Source organism: Paramuribaculum intestinale, from assembly GCF_030759015.1.
GTDB classification, from domain to species: domain Bacteria; phylum Bacteroidota; class Bacteroidia; order Bacteroidales; family Muribaculaceae; genus Paramuribaculum; species Paramuribaculum intestinale.
Map to the genome: position 1 here is coordinate 1,328,464 of NZ_CP098825.1, position 21,659 is coordinate 1,350,122.

The window sequence follows — 21,659 nt, forward strand, 5'->3', positions numbered from 1 at the left end:
TTCGGACAAATCTAAACAAACCTCGTAGCTGATTCTTGCGAGTCACATAGCATAATGATCAACTGCCGGTGGGTCAATACAGGCCGGCATATTCAGCGGCGGCGAAACAGCCTGAACACCTGACGTCCGATCCTGAAAGCCATAAAGGCATAATCGATATATGACAGATTGCTCAGCAGACGTCCGATAAGACCTGCACCTTTGAACGTCGACATACCCCCCTTCATCTGCGATGCGGTCGACATAAGTTTCTGACGGTCGATCTGCATTCTGACAGCCGTATAAGCTTGCTGATAACGCAGTTCGTCGATTGTATAGCCCTTCCAAGGCTTGGGATCGGTCGACTGCTTGTGGGCATCGATTGTGTTTTTTTCCATGATGGCGATTACAGTTTATTTTAGAAACAGTCGGGATATAAAACGCGCTACTGGATTCATGATCAAAGGCTTGCACAAGACAATCAGCAACACCACCAACGCCAGGTAGAACACCCCCATAAGTGCGTAGGCCCAGCCAAGCCCGATAGAGGGGGCAATCCAGTGGGCTATAGCGATCGTCAGGAAAAATAAGAATATGATGCCGAGCACAAAAGCTCCGGCCGCAACAGCCAGTCCGGTTATAAGCATGGTCAGCTTCTCGGCAGCAGTCAGCTTGGCATATTCAAGCCCGTTGACGAAAAGAGATTTGGCCTGTTGCCACAGTCGGTTGTAATTGTTGTCTGATTCGTTCATTAATTGGCTTTCATGAAAATAATTAGAAGCATGTTTGAGCTTTTGTTGTCCAAGCACGCTCAATAGTGTCTGTTCAAAGTAACGGACTCCTGACCACCGGTCATGCAGCCAGGCCGACAGCCGGAACGATCTGACGTCCCGGCAGCCGGCTTATATGGCATATCGGTGCTATTTATCGCAGCCACGCCTTATTTGGCGTCCATCTCCTCTGTCAGCTGCTCTACGAGAGCGTCTATTTCATTGTCGGAACAAAGAATTCCCTTCTTCTGAAGGATCTCTTTGATGCGGCGGCGCGTGTTCTCGCCTTTTTCAGGCGCGAGAAGCAGAGCTGCTGCAGCTCCCACTATGGCGCCACCGATAAATGAATAGAGTATACCTGTATTGCTCATGATTTCCGGGGTTTGTGTTGTGGAATTGAATGTTTGGGGGAATTACTTTTTGATTTCCTCGGCGATCTCGTCGGCCAGAGCCTCGATCTTGCTGCGATGAAGCTTTATACCTTTGCTCCTAAGATACTTCACGATCTCATCACGTGTATTCTCGCCCTTTTCAGGTGCGAACAGAAGACCTACGGTAGCTCCGGCGATAGCGCCTCCGAGCACTGCCAGAATAATGGGTAACGGTTTCATTTGTGTCTTGATTACTGATTAGAATTAAACTTCACTGTTAACAACACCGCCATAGGGAAATTTGTTTTGATGCGGGTCGAAGATTTTTCGCAAATCTACGCATTTTTTTCGGCAATATCCTCTCACCTCGCTAAAATTTCACTACTTTTGTGACATCTATAAATATACACCATTACTTAATCATTTACCTCAATGACTGTTGTTGACCGCTTTCTGCGCTACGTGAAGTTTGACACCCAAAGCGACGAACTCACCAACATGACCCCTTCGACTCCCGGCCAGATGATTTTCGCCCAAAGCCTCGAAGAGGAACTGAAGGCTATGGGCCTCACTGATATAACACTTGATGAAAACGGCTATCTAATGGCCACGTTGCCCGCGACACCGGGCTGCGAGCATGTGCCCACTGTTGGATTCATAGCCCATCTCGACACATCGCCCGACGCTTCAGGACACAATGTCAATCCGCGCATCGTAGACAATTACCCCGGCGGCGACATCACTCTCAATGCCGAAAAAGGGATTGTGCTCTCCCCCGCCGACTTCCCAGAGATGGAACACTATGTCGGCGATGATCTAATAGTCACTGACGGCACAACTCTGCTCGGAGCCGACGACAAGGCCGGCATAGCGGAGATAATCACCGCCATAGATTATCTTCAGCACAATCCCGACATAAAGCACGGACGGATACGCATAGCGTTCAACCCCGACGAAGAGATCGGTCAGGGAGCGCACAAATTCGACGTCGGACAGTTTGGCGCCGACTGGGCATACACCATCGACGGCGGAGAAATCGGCGAACTTGAATATGAAAATTTCAACGCCGCTGTAGCTAAAGTGACATTTGCCGGACGCAACGTGCATCCGGGATCGGCCAAGCACAAGATGATCAACTCCATGCGCATAGCGCTGCAGTTTGCCATCATGCTCCCCCGCTGGGAAACACCCGAGCACACCGAAGGCTACGAGGGCTTCTATCATCTGACCTCAATAGAGGGCACTGTCGAACAGACTGTGCTCACCTACATAATCCGCGATCATGACCGCGACCGTTTCGAACGCCGCAAAAAGGAATTCGAGCATCTTACACGAAAGATCAATCATGAATTCCCGGAGTGCGCAAGCCTCGACATACGCGACCAATACTATAATATGCGTGAGAAAATCGAACCGGTAATGCATATAGTCGAGATAGCCGAACAGGCCATGAAACTCGCCGGCGTGACACCGAAAGTAGTGCCTATACGCGGAGGCACTGACGGCGCACAACTGTCATTCAAAGGTCTGCCCTGCCCGAACATTTTCGCCGGAGGGCTCAATTTCCATGGCAAATTTGAATTCGTGCCGGTGCGCTCCATGGAAAAAGCCTCACAGGTGATAGTAGAGATAGCACGCCTCGTAGGCGCCAAGCACTGACATATTAAATTACCGACGAGCGCCTTGGAAAAGACACTCCTTGTGGTGACAGGGCCGACAGCCTCAGGCAAGTCGGCTCTGTCGCTGCGTCTTGCCAAAGAACTGTCAACAGAGATCATATCGGCCGATTCACGCCAGCTTTACCGCGACATACCGATTGCCACCGCTGCTCCGTCGCCACAGATGCTCGCCGAAATACGCCACCATCTGGTGGGTACTTTGGGACTTGACGAATATTATAGCGCGGCACGCTTCGAAGAGGATGCCCTCGCGCTGCTTCCGGATATATGGAACAACAGCGACGTGGCCATAGTGTGCGGCGGATCGATGATGTATGTCGATGCTCTGACCTATGGCATCGATTCTCTGCCTGATATTGATCCCGACGTGCGCCGTCGGGCCTACGCCATTATGGATGAAGGCGGGATAAAGGCCGTGGCCGAGGAGCTGCGCCGGCTTGATCCCGTCTACTGGTCGAGAGTGGACCGCGCCAACCACAAACGCATGATCCATGCCATAGAGGTCAGCATGCAGGCCGGACGCCCATATTCTTCACTGCTGACCGGACGCCGACGCGAGAGACCGTTCAGGATAATACGCACAGCCATCGGCATGGAACGCGATGAACTGTTCGGACGTATCAACCGCCGAGTCGACGAAATGATCGCCGACGGACTGGAAGAAGAAGCTATGCGCGTGTATCCGATGCGGCATTACAACTCACTCAATACCGTAGGACTCAAGGAGATGTTTGCCATGTTCGACGGACAGATGGATCGCTCCACTGCAATAGCGCGAATAGCCAAAAATACCCGGGTGTACGCAAAAAAACAGCTGACATGGCTGAAAAAATCTACTGATACCATTTTTGTCACTCCCGACGACGCATTTGAAAAGATACTCCGACTGATAACCACGTCATGAACCAGACCATTCAACATCCCACGAAATCTGACCGCATCGCATGGGTCGACGCACTGAAGATCGCAGCCTGCTTGCTGGTAGTCATAGCCCATTGCTCCGACCCTTTCACTGGTGCTTTTGACTCCGACCGCATCTCGTTTGTCACCGGAGTGGCCGTCGGCTCACTGACACGCCCGAGCGTACCACTGTTTGTCATGATGACAGCCATACTGCTGCTGCCGGCGCCATCAGGCAGTTCTCTCGGATCATTCTACCGGCGACGTATCGGACGCATAATGCCGGCGCTCATCTTCTGGTCAGTGATCCTGCCGGTAGCGTTCTATCTGTATTTCGGCAACGCAAATACGGCCAATCCTACGGTCGACGCAGCATCCTACACATGGAGCGGACTCTGGCATAAGATATGCCTGATGACCGTCAACTTCAATTTCGACACCGTGCCGCTCTGGTATCTTTATATGCTCGTCGGACTGTATATGATCATACCGATTATCAGTCCGTGGCTCGAAAAGGCATCGCGTCGCGATGTGAGGCTGCTACTGCTCATCTGGGGATTCACACTCTTCATACCCTACATAAGATTACTGGCTCCCGCGGTTGGATATACAGGAAATTTCGGATCCATGGAGATATTCGGAGTCTGCGACTGGAACGCTTATGGAACATTTTATTACGTCAGTGGCTTCGCGGGCTATATGCTGCTCGCCTACTACATACGCCGCTGGCCATTGAAATGGAGTGCTACCAAGACCGCTGCGATATGCGTGCCGATGTTTATCGCAGGCTACTGCATCACATTCTTTGGCTACCTGAAGCTTCAGGATCTGTATCCCGGCGATTACTCCTACCTTGAGATAATCTACTATTTCACCGGGATTAATGTGTTCATGATGACTTTCCCGATATTGTTGGCCTTCAGTCGTCTCCGCATCCGGCAGCGTCCATGGCTCGGGAAACTTGCTTCGCTAACCTTCGGCATATATCTGTGCCACTTTTTTTTCGTATTTGTGACATATGACATTTTCGACATAAAAGGGGTGGCGCCGATAGTACGCCTTCTGCTCATGGCTGCCACAAGCATCGTGGTGTCGGGCGCGCTCACATGGCTTATGCGACAGTGGAGACCGACACGCTGTCTCGTCGCTTGAACAAACCATCCGAACAGCATATAGTCCAGCCAAAACAATCCGTAAGACTTCCCATCACAATCATCATAATCATGACTACATCAACAACACTCCGCCCGTCATCGCAGGGCTCACGCCTTGCGGCTGTCGATGCCCTGCGTGGATTCGCCCTTCTGGCTATAATCCTGCTACACAATCTTGAACACTACAACATATTTTACGCTCCAATGCAGCGACCGGAATGGCTGCAATGGCTTGACGCCCAAATCGTCCAGATCATCTATTTCATCTTTGCCGGAAAGGCCTATGCCACATTCTCGCTTCTGTTCGGCTTCAGCTTCTTCATACAACTTCGCAACGCACGACGCCGCGGATGCGACTTCCGCATGCGCTTTGCCTGGAGGATGCTTCTGCTGCTGGCTTTCGCCGAATTTCATTCACTGTTCTACAACGGAGATATACTGACACTATATGCAGTATGCGGCCTGATACTCATTCCGGCATCATCGTGGAAAGACCGCACGGTGCTGCTGGTAGGATCGTTTCTGATGCTGCAGCCTTGGTGCTGGGCCAATATAATCTATGCGCTTTTCAACCCTGATTACATCGACAACAACTCACTTTTCATGCAGTATGCCGCACCGGCTGAAGTAGCGGGGCGCACAGGCGATCTGCTACAGACTCTTGCCAGCAATCTGACTGACGGATGGCTGTACTCCAACGTATGGCAGATCGAGGCCGGCCGTCTGTTTCAGACTCCGGCACTGTTCCTGTTCGGCATGTGGCTCGGCCGCAAAAAGTTTTTTGAATGCTCTGACAGCAGCCGGATCTTCTGGAAAAAGGCTCTCTTTGTCGCCATAATCGCGAGTGCCATACTGTATCCGCTCAAAGAATTCGTTCCACAGCATCTGACCAATATCACCATATTGTCGTACTACAGCATCATAGCCGGAATGATCTACAATTTCTTCTTCATGATTATGCTTGTGGCGTCATTCATGCTTTTATGGTTTCATGCCGGAAACGCCGGCTATCTCTGGCAACGGTTTATCACGCCTTTCGGACGCATGAGCCTCACCAACTATATCGGCCAGTCGATAATCGGAGTGGCTTGTTACTACCACTTCGGATTTGATTTGTGGGACAAGACAGGAGCCGCGGAAACGCTGCTGATCGGCATCGCCATATTCATGGCGTTGCTCGCATTCAGCCGCAAGTGGCTCGCCACCCACTCACAAGGGCCACTGGAATATCTGTGGAAACGCGCCACATGGATCCGTGCCGACCGTAATGGCGCCGGACGGAGCACAGCGGCAGCATGACGTACACCGCCAGGTGTCGCGTCAAGAACGCGACACCTGGAAACCGGTATCCGAAAGAGTCATCTCGACAAAGCGTGCACGCGAGTTGGGCGGGCATTCAGTAAGAATGCTCCTTATCCGTGCGGCAGCCTGAGGCTCTTTCGCCACCATGTAGAGATATCCTCCCCCGCCGGCTCCCGGAAGTTTATAGCCCAAAGTAAGATCCGACACGCGGCTGACAATATCGGCCACGGCAGGCGGTTCGGTGCCTGAATCAAGGCGTTTGTTCTGACTCCATGTCTTGGCTATCATACGGCCATAGAGGTGGAAGTCATTGCGCTGTATGGCTTCGGCAGTAGCCAGCGAGTGAGCCCGCATCTCCGACAATATCGACAGATGGCTGTTGGAGTTAAGAAACATACCGCGCACTATCTCCGCAAGGATTCCCTTGGCGGTACGTGTCAGTCCGGTGTAATACAGCAGATGACAGGGTTTGAACTCAGTAGAGGTAAATATGCGCGAAGGCAGCCAGCTGACCGACGGACGCTGCGTGATGCCCTCTTCGGTGCGCAACAGTTTCACTCCTCCCAGCACTCCGCCATATTGATCCTGCCAGCCGCCACCCGTGGTGAGCAGCTGCTCGAGAGCGAGAGTGCGGTGAGAGATCTCACCTTCATCCCAGCCGATGCCGCAGAATTCCGAAAGAGCGCCGAGCACTGTTGCCGCCAATATGGAACTTGTACCGAGTCCGGATCCTGCCGGAATTGCTGACAGAAGTGTGATTTCAATACCTGATCCGAAATCGTGCAGAAACTCTGTGAGAGTATCGGACGACGTGCGTGGAGCGAAACCTGCCAGAGTAAGTGCGGCCTTAGGTATAGAGAACGGCGAACCGACTGTATGATAACATGACAGACTTTCGAAATCCTCCACTATCTCAGATGCACCGAGATCAATCGACCGCAACACTATGCGATAGTCCGACGAAGGTTTCACATAGACCTGCAATGGTTGCTGTCCGTTCAGTTCGATAGCCATGTTTACCACTGATCCACCGGTGTAAAGCGAATATGGCGGTGTGTCGGTCCAGCCGCCGGCGAGGTCAATTCTCACCGGGCTACGACCCCACACTATCTGGTCGGAGTAGACATTGAGCCTTGGATGTGGCCGACGCCCTTTCAGCTCCGACAATATCTCGTCACGGAGCAGTTCGAAGGCGGCCATCTCCTCACGCGACCCGTCGCGTCCCGACATGGAATCGATCCGCGACCTCACCATATAATTGCGTATCCTGGTCATGGAGCCCGATTGCTGAGGCAATAATTCAGGCTTCTTTATACCCATCGTGACAAAGCGGGAGGCCACATCGTTGAGATCAAGCTGATAGAACACACTTTTTTCGTAATTCCATGCCAGAAACTCAAGATTGGCTTTCAGAAAATCGTTGCGTTGCCTGAAAAGCCGCGTCAGATTGGCATGCGCCGATATCTGATCGGCCGACAGTTTTCGGGCACTCAACCATATTTCCTTACCCTTGCCATCGGCTCCGCCGGTGATCATCCACTGAAGCACCTCATACATGTCGTCGACACTGTCGACAACCGGAAATATAGGTGATGCCTGAATATCCGCGCCGACGACATCAACGCCGCGGCTGCTGCGCCACTGTACGAACGGAGCACCCATCCAAACCGTGTCGGGCGAATCGAGATCGCCACGCATCGGATCGTCCAGTCCGTATGGACGCACAGCCCACGAAGCATCGCCGACCGGCACAATGTCGACACAAACGCCTGAAGGAACATCAAGAGACCATGCATTCTCCGGCACACCGGTGATGATATGATCAGACCGCAATGTCCACGAAGCCGGGACAGATGAATTCTCCACCCATACGTTGTCATTGTCAGACGACAGGCGATAGCCCATCAGGGCATTCTGTACAAACAGCGATGGGTTGGCTTTGACCTTGCGCTGTAGGATCTTGCGCTGATCCACGACCTTGTTCTGCAACGCGAGCGTAGATGACAAAAGCTCACGCGACGTACCGAAATGGTAGAATTCTCCGCCGGGAAGAGGCAGAATAGCGACTGTCAGACGGTTGACTTCATCATCCTCGACGGTAGGATTGCTGCCGAGAGCCCGTCCGAAATCAGAGTAAAGATCGTAAAATCCTATATTGCCGTCAGCATCGACGGAGCGCTTGCGTAGCAGTTTCATAGCCCGATCCGACAACAGCCAGATACCTATATCCATCAGGAACATGTGGGAACGCGACAGCTCCTCAAGCCGGTCGAGCGACGGCTTCTGCAGCATGAAGTCAAGCTCTGTCGGAGTAGAACGCGACGAAACGAACACCCCATGATGGGTGGCAAGCGAAGCATCTACCCAGAGTCCGTAACATACCACATCGGCTTCAGGTATCTCCGTAAGCGGTTTCTCAGCTCTGATATATACGTCGCCACTGGCTATGAGTGTAGGGAGCGTAGGAGGCGCGGCTGCCAGTATTCGCTCGTATAGCGGAAGCTGCAGCGACAGCAGCGACTGGTCGATAAGCTGCCCGCGCTCCCATCTGAACACCGGCACCGGCGTCAATATCTTACCCACCGGAGCATAGGCCGGCAGACGCCGGCTCTGTCCGCCGGCATGAATGATGATCTTCGGATCAGACATGTCGACCCCTCTTGTGTCTTTAAGCCAGCTGTCGACAAGCCACGCGGTGCCACCGCCCGATCCGATCTTAACACCTGCCGGATCAGACGTGCAATACCATTCGGGAGCGTTTAGATCAGTTATGGAGTGGAAACTGCCCACAAGATCAGGAGGCAGCGAAAGAAGCCTATAGGGTGTGCCGGTCATGATTTTTCAGCTATTAGGATTTATTAATAGTGCAAAGTTAAAAAAGATTGGCTAATTTTACGCCGTTTAATTGAATAATCGACAAAAAAATGACCGACAGATCCTCCGCCATAAATGACAGCGATCTCACGGCTCGCCTGCAGAATCCCGAGGAGTGCCGTGCCGCTTTCGGCGAAGTGATACGCCGCTATTCGGAACCGCTCTACCGGCAGATACGACGCATGGTGGAGAATCATGATGACGCCAATGATCTGCTTCAGAACACATTCCTGAAAGCATGGTCATCGATCGACGCCTTCAGAGGACAGGCTAAATTATCGACATGGCTTTATAAGATAGCCATCAACGAGAGCCTTACTTTTCTTGAAAAAGAGCGAAAACGCCTTAACATATCGATCGACGATGAATCGTCGATGCTGATCAACGCCATAGAGGCCGACACTCATACCGACGGCGACGAAACCCTGAAGAAATTACGTCAGGCCATAGCCACTCTGCCTGAAAAACAGCGAATTGTGTTCAACATGCGCTATTACGACGAGATTCCTTATGAACAGATGTCGGAGATACTCGGCACCTCTGCCGGAGCTCTTAAGGCATCGTATCACCACGCTGTAAAAAAAATAGAGCGTTTTTTTAACGATAATGATTAAACTCCCGACAGACTCAGACGTCTAAATATTAACTATGAAAGAGAATATAGACGACATACTCGAAAAGGCAGCACGACGCGACGGAATGCTGACGCCCGAAGGTTACTTCGACGACTTCGCACGCCGCATGGAGGCTTCACTGCCGGTGCAGCCATGGGAAACCGAAATGCGCGACACCCGCGAAGGACGCGTCATGCCCGCCGGATTCTGGCAGAAAGTGCGGCCATACGTATATCTGGCGGCAATGTTCGCGGGAGTATGGTGCATGATGAATATGTTTGACATGATCAGATCGTCGGGCGACGTGACCATTCCCGGCAACAACGCCATACTGGCCGAAGCCATAGCCGACGACTCATTCATCAGCGACTACTGCATGGACGGCATGGAACCCGACGACCTCTACAACGACCTGTATGAAGAGGGCTTTCAGCCTGCATCACTCAAAAATTTCTGAACAAAACACGGACAATCATGAAGAGAATACTTTTTATCCTCATGCTGGCCATCACAGCTACATCGATAGCCGGCGCCACCGACAAAGGGCAGCGCGCAAAATGGTTTGAAGAAATGAGACGCTATAAATCGGAGTATATCGCCGAACGCCTCAAACTCGATGACAAGCAGAAAGCAGAGTTCACACCCGTCTACGAACAGATGGATATAGAGATCGGACGGCTCAACCACGAGATGCGGCAGCTGGAAAGAAACATCAGAAAAAATGGTGAATCCGTGACCGAGACTGAATATGAGAAGGCTGCCGAAGCGCAGTTTGAAATGCGCGCCAAGGAAGCTTCCATCGAGCGCACATATTTCCCGAAATTCAAAAAGATACTCACTCCACAGCAACTATATGAACTGAAAAATGCCGAACGCGACTTCAACCGCAACCTTATGGACAAGCACCGTCGCATACGCGGCAACAAGCACTGACCGGCATTTCATGGCCGGATTGCCACCGGCTGCATATCATAATCCCAGTCAACAAACCGATTTAATGGGGAAACCATAAACCTACACGCTTCTATGATAAATATCCGACACATTATAACGGCTGCAGTTGCGATGCTCTGCAGCCTTCAACTTTTAGCTATGAACGACAACCGACAGCCCGACTTCGCATTCCCGGCCCAGGTGGCGAAAAATGCCGGCATCAAGCTCGACAAAGCACTACGCAGCTCGGATTTCAAAGAGGTCATACATCAGTATATCAACCTTCAGCTCGCGCGCACATCCATTGATCCCGACAGTATCCAAGAGGCTATCATCATGGCCGACAGCCTGACGCCACGCATCACCGACCGCTTCTGCCGCTCTATCATGCTCATGCTCACCGCACGCGTCTACACCGACTTTTTCACGGCCAACAGATGGAAATACGATGCCCGGGATCTGCCGCTGAATCCATTGCCGGAAAATATATCGTCATGGAGCGGCCGCCAGTTCAGATACGAGATCGACCGGCTAATCAATGAAGCCATGGCCGATCCGAAGAGCCTTTCAAAGGAACCGGCAGGAGCATATTCCGGTATAATCAAGTCAGACAGCAAACAGAAACTCTACTACCCCACCCTGCTCGACTTCATGTCTTGGCAGGCCGCAGACATATACAATCGGATCGGCAGCCGCGACAAAGCCCACGATATGCTCGGATACATCACCCGATGGTCAGCACCGGGCTCAGCCCCGTATGTCATGGCCATGACACGCATGATCGAGTCGGAACGACAAAACGATACATCATACGATGAGTGGCAGACCGAAGTCTACCGACGGCTTCGCGAACTCTATGATCACACTGACGGCCAACAGCGATGCATACCGCTCGAGGCCATAGCCAAAGGCGGCAACAATAGCACTGACCGTCAATGGATTTACGGTCAGCTAAAAAAGGTCATAGCCGAATATCCTGCATTTTATAACATCAACAGTCTGAAAAACTCGCTGCATCTTATAGAAACCAAAAGTGTAGCAATCACCACACGGGAAGTGTGCGCTCCAGGCGAAGATCTCACGATAAAGGTGCAGTCGTCCAATGCATCCGTGGCAAGAATATTGCTCTATCGGCTGCCGGACATGCTTGTTTTCGACAGGTATTTCCGGTTGAAGCCCGACAGCAAGGTCAACCGCATCGATTCCAGGACGGTAAAATTCGACGGTACGGTGCCATTCAGCAGCGACACCACAGTCACCTTCCAAATCAACAGTCCGGGATATTATATCGTCGTACCTGAAATCAATGGCGTTAGCCCCTACAAACAGAGCTATGAAATAATCCATTGCACAAGTATGGCTACAGGTCTATTATCGTTTGACCGACAGACTGCCATAGTTGTGAATCCTGTGAACGGACAACCGACCGAAAATGCAACCGTAGCAGTCTACCGACACCGCTACAACGAGCGGCCATCGGCTCCGTTGCTAACAGCTGCGACGGGATCCGACGGAATGGCTACGATCGACGCATTGTCACACGACGGAAGCTATCGGATCGTGACAAAAAAGGGCAATGACGCATATACAATACCATTGAACCTATATATTCCGCAGCACCGTACAGCGGACGAGAGGATCTTCGTTCAGGGGTTTACAGATCTCGCCTTATACCGTCCAGGCGACAAGATAAACTGGATGGGTGTCGTATATAAGACCACACCGGGAAGAAAACAGACTATAGCCGACCGTGAGATCAGTGTCCGTATGATCAACGCCAGCGGACAGCCAGTCGACACGCTGACCTCGACTACCGACCGATTCGGACGCGTAAGCGGAGATTTCACCATCCCGAAAGGGGAACTGACCGGATACTACCGGCTACTATTCGAAACCGCTGAAAAACAAACAATCGGCAACGTCGGTTTTGAGGTTTCGGACTACAAGCTCCCGACTTTCAAAATCGAAATCACTGCTATCGTTAAAGACTCTCCTGTAAAAGGAGCGGTCACTGTAAACGGCACCGCTTCCACCTATTCGGGCATGCCACTGGCCGGGGCCGCTGTCAAAACCTCGGTGAGCAAGATCGGATGGGCATGGTGGCGACGTGCCAACGGCAACAGTTTCTATACATCTCCCGACACCCTGACCGACGGCGTCGGATCGTTTTCGGTAGTAATACCTGCCGAAGTCCTGTCGCCGGCCGAACTGAGTCATGAGCTGCTTTCGGCCACAGTGACAGTCACATCGTCCACTTCCGAATCACAGACTGCATCGCGTATGTTCACGCTCGGCATGCCATATCACATATCGGCGACTGTGCCATCGGATATCAACATCGACCGCCCGGCAAATCTGAACATACGCATCACCGGACCTGACGGCAAGGAGATTACCGATACTCTGCAATGGGAAATCATGCGTGATTCAGCCGTTGTGGCCTCAGGACAGTCGGCAAGCGACCGGCCTTTGGATCTCGACGGCCTGGGCCTGACATCGGGCATCTACTCATTGCGTCTTTCATTGCTGGAGAAGGACTGCTCTCCTCTGACGGTATCAGACATAGCCCTCTACCGCATGTCGGATCCTCTGCCACCGCGCGATGAACCGCTATGGGTGCCTCAGCTATCATATTCAGGCGGAGAGCCGGTCGTATTCGGCACTCCAGCCGGCCGGTCATTTGTGCTTATGACCGTGTGGACCACCGACAGCATCATGTCGCGACGCTGGCTGACTCTCGACGGCGGCATCCACACTCTTCCGTCCGAAATCCCCCAATCGATCGAACGGGCTACCATAAGCCTTATGTCGACCCGAAATTACCGTTCGACGGTAAAGGACATCACCGTCACCAATCCCGCCGCGCCCAAAGGACTGCGCATTGTGCTGGATACATTCCGCGACAGAGTGACGCCCGGATCTGAAGAGAAATGGACCATCCGTGTCGTGCCGGCCGACACCGCCCTATCGCCGGAGCAGAAGGCTGTCATTGTCGACATGTATAATGCCGCGCTTGACAAGCTCGCTCCTCACTCGCTGACAATGCATCTCGAAGAAACAGGCGGCAAATCGCTTTCGACGACACCGCCCAATACAGGCGACAACTTCTCGTCGACAGCCGAAACTATCTTCAAATGGCTTCCGACAAGAAATGTCGATGCGCCGGGATTCAACACCTACGGACGTTCGTTTTTTGAATCGGCCGGCAACGGCATCCTATATGAAACAGTGACGACTGCCGGAGGAGTCGGCATGACCCGCTCGGTAATGATGAAATCAATGAAAACCGCTGCAAAAGCAGAGGCTGTGACAGAAGATTGTATGCTTGCTGACGATGAGACAGCCAATGATACAGGCGCGCCGGAATCAGGTGAGCAGAAGACCAATGATGCCGACGGACAATACCGTCCATCGGAGATAGCCCTCGCTATGTTCCGCCCGATGCTTACCACTGATGAAAACGGACTGTTGGCTCTCACTTTCACTGTGCCCGACGCCAATACCACATGGCGATTCATAGCCACCGGTTTCGACACATCCCTGCGGCATACTACCGAAATCCGCGACATCACAGCCTCGAAACGAATAATGGTAACCCCCAATCCCCCGCGCTTCCTGCGCAACGGCGACGAGGCTGACATAGAAGTAGCCGTATTCAACAATTCAGATCACGCTGTAACAGCAAGAGTGATCAATGAGTGGTTTGATCCTGCCAACGGACATGTTATCGGCCGTCACGAGCAGACGACAGAGATACAGCCCATGCTGTCGGTCAAATCCACATCCACCATAACCGTTCCTTCGGAGGGACAGATGCTCGGATTCAGGACAAGAGCAGTAACTTCCGACGGTTCTGACGGCCAGCAGAACATCGTACCGCTTCTGCCTGCCGAGACGCCGGTCGTTCAGTCCGACAACTTTTATCTCGCACCTGACGACAGCGTATATTCCATGTCACTGCCCAAGGCGGCAAAAGACATGAAGCTGACTCTCACTTACTGCGACAATCCACTATGGTTTGTGATCACAGCCTTGCCCGGAATACAGACTCCCGGCTTGCGTACGGCTCCTGACGCCGCAGCCGCAGTATTTTCCACGGTTGTCGCCAGAAAGATAATGGCCAGATACCCGGAAGTGGCGAAGGCTGTCAGACACTGGAGCGAGTCGGCCGACAGCGACAGCACTCTTACATCAATGCTTGAACGCAACCCCGACCTGAAAACATTATTGCTCAAATCCACCCCCTGGCAACAGGAAGCGATGAGCGATACCGAACGTATACGCCGGCTGTCAATGCTCTTCGACCGGGCGCAGACCGATCAGGCATACAACGACGCGATAGAACTGCTTGAAAAATTACGGCAGACCGATGGAGGCATGGCATGGAACACATTCTATCCACGCTCTTCGGAATGGGCCACAGAGGCTGTGGCAGCCATACTCGGCGAACTCAACCGCATCGGGTATTTCCCTACAGGTGACAAACGTCTGAAAGCCATTTACCACAGCGCTCTGGGATATATCCAGTATGGCGCTGCAAAAGCTCTCACAGCCGATCCGAAACATACCGATATCACGTTCGCGATGCTCGCATCGGCTGCTCCCGGTTTCACGCCGTCGGCCGACGGACAACGCATTATTGACCGCACTTTGCAGTCAGTGATTGAACGATGGAAAAGCCTTACGGTACAGGATAAAATAGAAGCGGCTCTGCTATTGATATCATACAACCGTCGGGCCGTAGCATCGGAAATCATGAAATCGGTGGACGAATATTCAGTCAGCAATCCGCAGCTCGGCATGTGGTGGCCATCGACCGGCTCCAGCGTCTATCGGAGCGGAAATGTGTTAACTGCAGCCCGCGCACTCCTCGCCTACAGTATGCTATCGCCAGAATCACCTCAGATCGACCCCATACGCCAATGGATCATCATACAGAATCAGGCCATGAACTGGGGCACGGCACCGGCAGTAAGCCATATTGTAGCCTCGCTGCTCGCCTCATCGCCCGCATGGGTTGAAAAGGCTGGATCCGTGACCATAACCGTTGACCGAAAGGACATCGCCGTGACTCCGGAGCCATACACCGGATCACTGCGGGCCAGCCTACCCGCAAAGGGGACGACTCTTACGATTGCACGCAGCAATGACACACCTGCATGGGGCGCTGTCATCAGCCGATACACTGCCGTTCCAGCGGATATCGAGGCCCGACCCTGCGAAGGCCTATCGATAGAGAAACGCCTGCTGCGCATGGCTCCCGACGGATCATGGAAGGAAGTGACAGAGCTCAACAACGGTGACCGCGTGAAGGTGGTTCTCACTGTCAAAGCCGGACGCGATATAGATTATCTTGCCATCACCGACCAGCGCGCGGCTTGTCTTGAGCCGGCCGATCAGCTGCCTGAGCCGATATGGAGTGAGGGTGTATGTTTTTATCGCGAGAACCTCGATACGGAAACCCGGATTTTCATCGACCGTCTGCGCAAAGGCACATACATACTCACCTACGAGATGTGGGTCAACAACGCAGGCAGTTACGCATCGGGAATCGCCACCGCACAAAGTCAGTACGCTCCGGAACTGACAGCCCACTCCTCCGGCTCGCGGCTCAATGTCAAGAGATCGGACTGAACGTTTTTTTGGTATGATTCGCACAGATTGTTTAACTTTGCATCCACCAAAACCCGACGACATCAGGATATGGGCAACGCCGATGACAGCAGCAAACGATCCCTTATAGACCGGATCACCCGATGGGCCACTGACAAGTGGACCTACTGCACCGTAGGCGTATGGCGCGACACTGCCGACCGTCCTATAGTGCATCTGACAAAGATCATCAATCTGTCTGTGAGAGGATTTCTCAATGCCGATCTGCAGAGTCAGGCCTGTGCGATGACCTACCGCACTCTTCTTGCCCTGGTGCCCGCACTTGCCATGCTGTTTGCCATAGCCCGCGGTTTCGGCTTTCAGAATCTTATGGAATCCGAGATATTGAGCTTCTTCCCCGCCCAGCACACAGCATTGCAGGCTGCATTCCGTTTTGTCGACTCATATCTGGCCCAGACATCCGAAGGAGTGTTCGTCGGCGTTGGCGTAGTAGTGCTGCTATGGACCCTGATATCGTTGCTCGGCAATGTAGAGGATTCGTTCAATCATATATGGAATCTCAGCGGCGGCCGCTCAATGTTCCGCAAAATGACCGACTATCTGGCCATACTGCTTACGCTGCCCGTGTTCATGATCTGTTCGGCAAGCCTTTCGCTGCTTGTATCCTCCACACTCCAACAACTTATCGATGTGGATTTTCTCAAACCGACAGTCAACTGGCTACTTGATCTCGGCAGCTACATATTCACGTGTCTGTTTTTTCTTGTCAGCTATCTGTTCATCCCCAACACAAAAGTGAAGTTCAAGCCGGCCGCCATTGTAAGCCTGTTTGTCGGTGCAGCCTTCCAGTTGCTGCAATGGGTGTTTGTGAGCGGACAGATGTACGTTTCGAAGTATAATGCCATCTACGGATCATTTTCATTCCTGCCTTTGCTGCTGATCTGGCTTCAGCTTGTATGGCTGGTAACATTTATCGGCGCTCTGCTGTGTTATGCGTCGCAGAATGCCGGACAGTTTAATTTTTATCAGGATGTTGACAACATTTCGATCGCCTACCGACGTAAAGTAGCTGTAGCGATAATGGCTGTCATCTCACGGCGTTTTGTCGAAGGCGAGGCGGCAATAACATCACGACAACTGTCAGCCGACTATGGCCTGCCGGTAGCGCTGGTCACCCCGATTGTGAAATGTCTGCACAAAATAGGACTCATCAATTTCATCGACAACGGATCGGGACAAACCGAACATCCGCTGCAGCCGGCTGTCGACGTCACCCGACTGACTATAGGACGGGTGATCAGACTAATGCAACATGAAGGTAAATCTGACTTCATACCCGAATTCAGCCAACGGTTTGAATCAATCGACAGATTTTGCGACGAGGTCACCGATCAGATGATCTCGGCAGCTGACACGACAAACATCATTTCACTCAATATAAATCCATCAAAGCAATGAAAAAACAGATCGCAACAACCGCCGCTCCCGCGGCCATCGGTCCCTACAGCCAGGCAATAGACCTGGGCAACATGGTATTCATCTCCGGACAGATACCTGTAAACCCCGCCACCGGTGAGATCCCCGAAGGCATCAAGGCTCAGACAGCACAGTCAATCGCCAATATCAAAGCAATACTTGCCGAGGCCGGTCTGACTATCGACAATGTGGTCAAGACTACAGTATTTCTGGCCGACATGGCTGATTTCACTGCCATGAATGAGGTTTATGCCGAATCCTTCACCGCTCCGTTCCCGGCACGTTCGGCTGTCGCTGTCCGCGAGCTTCCCAAGCAGGTGCTTGTCGAGATCGAGACCATCGCCGTGCGATAACCACCACGCTGACAGGATACATTACCGACGATGACGATAGTCCCCACTGGACACGACATCGTCGGTTTACTTTTACAACCATCTATCGACCCTGCGTCAACCGAGACCTCGCGACGCAAGGAAATCGGCTACAACGAAAGTCGAACCGCCTACAAAGATCATATCCGACTCCGACGCGTCGGCCACGGCATTGCCATATGCCCGCGACACCTCATCGTCGACAGACGCCAGCTGTAGTCCGGCATCATTCACTTTCTCAGCGAGCATCGTGGCCGGAAGCGCTCTATCGACCGACGGACGGCAAGCATATACATGCAGCCGCGGAATACCACGCAATAAGCCAAGGACTGAATCGACATCCTTGTCGGAGACAAATCCTATCACCAGACGGACTGCCTGACCACCAAATGTCTTTAGACGACGGGCGGTGTAGATCCATCCGCCGGGATTATGACCAGTGTCGCAGACAGTCAACGGATGCCGATCCACGATCGTCCACCGACCCATCAATCCTGTAAGAACGCAGACCTGCGAGAACCCCGCCCGGACTGCCTCGGCAGTGATATCGAGCTGCGACCGACGCAACGATTTTACAGCTTCGAGCACAGTCAATGCATTATGATACTGACATTCGCCAGTAAGCGGCGATGCTATATGGCCGAAACCGACAGTATCATAACATTGCATACCTTCATTACCGACCGACACCTCTTTGATCTCATCGCTATCAGCTGCAAAAACCAACGGTGCTCCAATCTCGGCTGCCTTACGCTCGAAAACAGCTCTGACCTCACCTTGAGCCTCTCCGACGACCGCCGGCACTCCGGGCTTGAATATCCCGGCTTTTTCGGCAGCTATGAGAGGCTCTGTATTTCCGAGGAGCCCTGTATGGTCAAGCGATATGTTGGTGACGACAGATAGCATCGGAGTTATAATGTTGGTGCTGTCAAGGCGTCCGCCAAGCCCCACCTCCACTACGGCCACATCCACCCCTGCCTTGGCAAAGCACCAGAATGCCATGAGGGTGCAGACTTCGAAAAACGACGGGTGAAAGCCGTATTCCACCTTTTTGAACCGCTCCATAAAGGCCACTACCTCCGAGCGCGCTATCATTTTGCCATCGATGCGTATGCGTTCGCGGAAGTCGAGCAGATGCGGCGAAGTGTAAAGTCCCACACGATAACCGGCACTCTGAAGCACCGACGCAAGTGTATGTGCCACCGACCCTTTGCCGTTTGTGCCTCCCACATGGATTGTACGATAAGCGTTCTGCGGGTCGCCAAGGCGTCGGGCGAGTTCCATCGTCGTATCAAGTCCCGGATCAATGGCTACGGCTCCTACCTTGTGAAAAGCGGTATAGCCGTCGTTGAGTTCCGACAGGACTCTTCTATATGATTCTTCTATATTATTGCACATATCTGTCAGTTATATATTCAAACAAACGCCTCAGAATCGGCGAGTGGCGATCTACGGCCGAAAGAGTGCGGAATCCGGCATTGCCGTTGACCTCGCAGACGGTGAATCCTCCCTCGGGAGTAAAAAGCAGATCCACACCGGCAAACTCAAGTCCCAGACACCGGGCCGCAGCCACCGCCATCCGTGCCGCGTCATCAGACAGAGCACAGACACTCGCACTTCCACCCTGGGCATAATTTGAGCGAAACGACGAGGACGAATGACGCATCACACACCCGACCGTATGCTCTCCCACCGTCCAGACCCTCAGGTCGCGTCCGCTGCTCGACCTCACATAGTGCTGTATCAGTGCGTCCGATCCGGCTGACTTGATGGCATGATCATATTCATCGCAGCTATTGACCAGAAACACATTCACTCCACAGGAGCCTTCGATCGGCTTGATGACAAACCTACGGGCTCCGATAGCCTCGCACGCATCATCATAACTCAGAGCCGAAGCCGGATAAACCGTAACCGGCGTAGGAAGCCCTGCTGCAGTAAGCGCCTGATGAGTCAGAATCTTATCGGCACTCTCCTGCATGGAGATCCAACGGTTGACAGCCGGTATGCCTAAACGCTCGAAATGGCACGATATGTCGCGGAAATATCCGCGCATGACCGCGAAACGCGGAGTGTCGATCTGTCGTCCGCCAATAAGAGTCAATGCATTGCCATCAACATAACGCATCTGAATTTGCTCGGCAAAAGCTACAGCCAATCTTATGCCACAACGCTGTGCCTCCGCCCGCCACCAATCAAACGCAGTAGACGCTTTAGTCAGCGTGGACTCTGGGAAAACAATTAATCCGTCAGGCATACTCTCTAATCCGGTGAGCAATCAAAAAAAATCAAAACATGATATAGCCGGCTATTCCGGCCAGACATATCACCAGTATCGGGTGCCATTTGATGAAAAACACCATCACAAACGCTGCCACACAGATCGCCACGCTTTTGATCACATCAGCGGAAGTCGAACCGAAGTTGGCTGAATTCATGAGCAACAACGCCGCCGAAGCTATCAGTCCGACTACCACCGGTCGCAATCCGGCAAACACACCCTTGACAATGGCGCTGTCTTTATGACGCTGTATAAAATGCGAAGCATAAAGCGTCAGGATAAACGACGGCACAACGACTACAAGAGTACAGGTGAGCGATCCGAGTAGGCCCCATAACGGACCGACAAAAGCCGGATCGGATACTCCCGGCGCCACATAGCCTATATATGTGGCCGAATTTATGCCAATCGGCCCTGGAGTCATCTGGGATATAGCCACGATATCGGTGAACATCTGCGATGTGATCCATCTCGGTCCCACTATCGCACGCTCTATGAGCGCAAGCATGGCATATCCTCCGCCGAACCCGAACAAACCGATCTTGAGATATGCCCATATAAGCTTTAGATATATCATCTGTCACCTCCTTTCGCATTGTCTTCACGCCCGCGCAGACGTGTCATGGAAAATTTCATGTGCATATACCCGCCCGCTGCGCCAAGCACTATAAATATGATCGGATTGGACACAACCGGCCATTTCGACCATATCAACAACGCCACAACTGCCGGAATCAAGACCGTACGCCAGCCTATGTGCGCCGCCCTTGCCGTAGTGATCACCGGAGCTATGATCAGTGCCACTACCGCCGGACGTATGCCGGCAAAAATACTGCTTAACACCGGATTGTTTTTTATAAGATCAGGTGTAAGAAATATTGCGATACACAGAATGATCAAAAACGAAGGCAATATAGTTCCCAATGCAGCCGATACGGCTCCCCGTGTCCCCTTCAGACGATCACCGACAGCAACAGAAATATTGACAGCCAATATACCCGGCAGCGACTGTGCCACCGCAAGCTGGTCAAGAAACTCGTCTTTGGCAAGCCACCTGTGCTTATCCACCACCTCACGCTCTATGATCGAGATCATGGCCCATCCACCTCCAAATGTGAAAGCCCCGATCTTCATGAACGTAAGGAACAGTTTCAATAAAATGCCTCTTTCCTTATCCATAATGACCACAAAATTACTCAAAAAAAGCCATACGACACAATGCACACTGTGTTCACAACATGCACACCGGCCAAATAAGACCTGAACAGGAGTCGGGAGTCAGTCACATAGCAATATATCCTGCGGCTGAAGAGCACCTTCGTATAAATCGACCTATAGCAAC

Annotated in this window: 19 protein-coding genes; 10 read left to right on the top strand and 9 right to left on the bottom strand. The window is 52.4% G+C overall.

The features are described from left to right. Positions 1-92 precede the first annotated feature (92 nt). The 4 genes from NF347_RS05925 to NF347_RS05940 form a co-directional block, all read right to left on the bottom strand. Complete coding sequence (locus NF347_RS05925) at positions 93-377, bottom strand: hypothetical protein (protein ID WP_107034825.1); 285 nt, start codon at positions 375-377, stop codon at positions 93-95. A 15-nt stretch (positions 378-392) separates the two neighbouring features. Then, the gene (locus tag NF347_RS05930; RefSeq protein ID WP_107034826.1) at positions 393-731 is read right to left on the bottom strand and encodes a phage holin family protein; all 339 of its coding nucleotides are present in this window, start codon (positions 729-731) and stop codon (positions 393-395) included. A gap of 188 nt (positions 732-919) precedes the next feature. Continuing rightward, positions 920-1,120: a YtxH domain-containing protein gene (locus NF347_RS05935; RefSeq protein ID WP_107034827.1), complete on the bottom strand. Its 201-nt coding sequence runs from the start codon at positions 1,118-1,120 to the stop codon at positions 920-922. Between the two features lie 42 nt (positions 1,121-1,162). Continuing rightward, on the bottom strand, positions 1,163-1,360 hold the full coding sequence (locus NF347_RS05940) for a YtxH domain-containing protein (RefSeq protein WP_107034828.1): 198 nt from the start codon (positions 1,358-1,360) through the stop codon (positions 1,163-1,165). 192 nt (positions 1,361-1,552) lie between these two features. Here NF347_RS05940 and pepT point away from each other — a divergent pair, with 192 nt between their 5' ends. The 4 genes from pepT (at position 1,553) to NF347_RS05960 (ending at position 6,152) form a co-directional block, all read left to right on the top strand. Further along, complete coding sequence (gene pepT / locus NF347_RS05945) at positions 1,553-2,779, top strand: peptidase T (protein ID WP_107034829.1); 1,227 nt, start codon at positions 1,553-1,555, stop codon at positions 2,777-2,779. A 24-nt stretch (positions 2,780-2,803) separates the two neighbouring features. Further along, on the top strand, positions 2,804-3,703 hold the full coding sequence (gene miaA / locus NF347_RS05950; protein WP_107034830.1) for a tRNA (adenosine(37)-N6)-dimethylallyltransferase MiaA: 900 nt from the start codon (positions 2,804-2,806) through the stop codon (positions 3,701-3,703). Next, positions 3,700-4,851, top strand: coding sequence for an acyltransferase (locus NF347_RS05955; RefSeq protein WP_107034831.1), 1,152 nt, complete (start codon positions 3,700-3,702; stop codon positions 4,849-4,851). The genes miaA and NF347_RS05955 overlap by 4 nt, the downstream gene beginning before the upstream one ends. A gap of 71 nt (positions 4,852-4,922) precedes the next feature. Then, positions 4,923-6,152 (top strand): DUF418 domain-containing protein, encoded by a 1,230-nt coding sequence (locus NF347_RS05960; RefSeq protein WP_107034832.1) that lies wholly within the window; start codon positions 4,923-4,925, stop codon positions 6,150-6,152. A gap of 21 nt (positions 6,153-6,173) precedes the next feature. Here NF347_RS05960 and NF347_RS05965 read toward each other — a convergent pair whose 3' ends face one another. Next, on the bottom strand, positions 6,174-8,990 hold the full coding sequence (locus tag NF347_RS05965) for a bifunctional fucokinase/fucose-1-phosphate guanylyltransferase (RefSeq protein ID WP_107034833.1): 2,817 nt from the start codon (positions 8,988-8,990) through the stop codon (positions 6,174-6,176). Positions 8,991-9,079: 89 nt separating this feature from the next. On the opposite strand from NF347_RS05965, the gene NF347_RS05970 reads away from it, so the two are divergent. The 6 genes from NF347_RS05970 (at position 9,080) to NF347_RS05995 (ending at position 18,018) form a co-directional block, all read left to right on the top strand. After that, complete coding sequence (locus NF347_RS05970; RefSeq protein WP_107034834.1) at positions 9,080-9,643, top strand: RNA polymerase sigma factor; 564 nt, start codon at positions 9,080-9,082, stop codon at positions 9,641-9,643. Positions 9,644-9,677: 34 nt separating this feature from the next. Further along, the gene (locus tag NF347_RS05975; RefSeq protein WP_107034835.1) at positions 9,678-10,100 is read left to right on the top strand and encodes a hypothetical protein; all 423 of its coding nucleotides are present in this window, start codon (positions 9,678-9,680) and stop codon (positions 10,098-10,100) included. Between the two features lie 17 nt (positions 10,101-10,117). Further along, complete coding sequence (locus NF347_RS05980) at positions 10,118-10,576, top strand: Spy/CpxP family protein refolding chaperone (RefSeq protein ID WP_123541809.1); 459 nt, start codon at positions 10,118-10,120, stop codon at positions 10,574-10,576. Between the two features lie 159 nt (positions 10,577-10,735). Beyond that, positions 10,736-16,210 carry an alpha-2-macroglobulin family protein gene (locus NF347_RS05985; protein ID WP_161953370.1) on the top strand — a complete coding sequence of 1,825 codons (5,475 nt, stop codon included), beginning with the start codon at positions 10,736-10,738 and terminating at the stop codon, positions 16,208-16,210. A 69-nt stretch (positions 16,211-16,279) separates the two neighbouring features. Then, entirely contained in the window at positions 16,280-17,647 is a 1,368-nt protein-coding gene (locus NF347_RS05990; protein WP_107034838.1) for a YihY/virulence factor BrkB family protein, read from the top strand. Next, positions 17,644-18,018, top strand: coding sequence for a Rid family detoxifying hydrolase (locus NF347_RS05995; RefSeq protein ID WP_107034839.1), 375 nt, complete (start codon positions 17,644-17,646; stop codon positions 18,016-18,018). The genes NF347_RS05990 and NF347_RS05995 overlap by 4 nt, the downstream gene beginning before the upstream one ends. 96 nt (positions 18,019-18,114) lie before the next feature. Here the strand turns inward: NF347_RS05995 and NF347_RS06000 are convergent, their stop codons facing one another. The 4 genes from NF347_RS06000 to NF347_RS06015 form a co-directional block, all read right to left on the bottom strand. Then, on the bottom strand, positions 18,115-19,434 hold the full coding sequence (locus NF347_RS06000; RefSeq protein ID WP_107034840.1) for a bifunctional folylpolyglutamate synthase/dihydrofolate synthase: 1,320 nt from the start codon (positions 19,432-19,434) through the stop codon (positions 18,115-18,117). After that, on the bottom strand, positions 19,424-20,164 hold the full coding sequence (locus NF347_RS06005; RefSeq protein ID WP_161553857.1) for an ATP-grasp domain-containing protein: 741 nt from the start codon (positions 20,162-20,164) through the stop codon (positions 19,424-19,426). The genes NF347_RS06000 and NF347_RS06005 overlap by 11 nt, the downstream gene beginning before the upstream one ends. A gap of 160 nt (positions 20,165-20,324) precedes the next feature. Beyond that, a complete protein-coding gene (locus NF347_RS06010; RefSeq protein WP_107681695.1) occupies positions 20,325-20,894 on the bottom strand; it encodes a chromate transporter in 570 nt (189 codons plus the stop codon). After that, positions 20,891-21,496 carry a chromate transporter gene (locus tag NF347_RS06015; protein ID WP_107681696.1) on the bottom strand — a complete coding sequence of 202 codons (606 nt, stop codon included), beginning with the start codon at positions 21,494-21,496 and terminating at the stop codon, positions 20,891-20,893. The genes NF347_RS06010 and NF347_RS06015 overlap by 4 nt, the downstream gene beginning before the upstream one ends. Positions 21,497-21,659: the final 163 nt, after the last annotated feature.